Here is a 1,335-nt window from a genome sequence, read left to right as displayed (position 1 = left end):
TCTCGGATTTTCTATTCGGTAAATATTTAGTAACTTAGTTGCCAAACCACGCAACTAACTCATACACAACCACGTTGGCAGTAATTAGAGAGAACTGTACAAGATATTAACTTTTTGACTATCAATAAAGACATCACATTTAAAAAAATCGCTGAATTAAAATTATGAATAAGAAAAAAACATCCACTTTTTACTTAACAGTCATTTTAAATATTTTGACAATTATTCCCATCCTAGGTCAAGAAATAAGAGAAAGTAACATAATCGAATCACACAAAATTTCATCTGAAAATCAAGATTATTTAATCAAAATTACTTTTCCACCTAATTATGATAACAAGAGAAGTTATAATGTTCTCTATTATCTAGATGCGTGGTTTATATCAGATATTGTCACAGGTTCGTACAATGTTTTGAATAGATCTGAATACGTAGAAGATATTGTTTTAATAGGAATTTCAATTGAAGGAAACGAGTTTGACTTTAATAAACAAAGAGTCATGGATTTCACACCTACTAAATATAAATTAAGTAAGAAATTTAAAGCTTTAATTTCAAAAGGTATTAAGCCCATATTAAAATCAGGATCTGGAGAAAATGCAGTTCTAAAAAACTCTGAAACGACTGGTGGTGCAGATAATTTTATTGAATTCCTATCTGGAAAATTATTTCCTTTTATAGAAAAAGAATATTCTAATTTAAATAAAAGAAAAGGCCTTTTAGGACATTCACTTGGTGCACTTTTTGGTACATACTTAATACAAAAAAAACCAAACCTTATAGATGATTACATCTTAATTTCCGGACCTCTTTTTTGGAACGAAAATGAGGTTCTAAAAGAAGGTTTGTTTGACGAATTTAAAAAGTCGTCAGAATTTCATCAGTTATTTTTAAGCTATGGGAAATTAGAAATTAAAAGAACAACCGAATCAAATGAAAAACTGAATACTATTATAGAAAGTCTTAATAAAAATAATTTTAATTATAGTCTAAAAGCATATGAAGAAGCTAATCATAATTCGATTTTATCAAGAGCTATTTATGATGGATTACTCTTTACATATAAAAAATAACTACTGCCAACACCGTGTATAATTAATTGCTAGGTTCTAGCCTACTTGCGAAAATTCCTGCGGAATTTTCACGGGTTCGTTAAAGTTTACTAACTTAGGTGCTTAACCACGCAACTAACCATACACAAACACGTTAACTGTAATAACGCAGCGCAACCAAATTCGGAACTTTAAGCAAAAAAAACAAGTTGCTTAAGCCGAATTGAATGCAAAAATCTCACTCGAATTCTGAATTTTAAAACGTTAGATTGATAAACACAAC

General features: G+C 29.2%; 1 protein-coding gene. It reads left to right on the top strand.

Features of this window, described 5'->3' with window-relative positions:
• Positions 1–164 precede the first annotated feature (164 nt).
• Complete coding sequence (locus HM981_RS17375; RefSeq protein ID WP_179340066.1) at positions 165–1,073, top strand: alpha/beta hydrolase; 909 nt, start codon at positions 165–167, stop codon at positions 1,071–1,073.
• Positions 1,074–1,335: the final 262 nt, after the last annotated feature.

Origin of the sequence: Winogradskyella ludwigii (genome assembly GCF_013403985.1) — a bacterium.
GTDB lineage: Bacteria > Bacteroidota > Bacteroidia > Flavobacteriales > Flavobacteriaceae > Winogradskyella > Winogradskyella ludwigii.
Note: the sequence above shows the minus strand (reverse complement) of the source record. Positions and strands in the feature narration are given on the sequence as shown.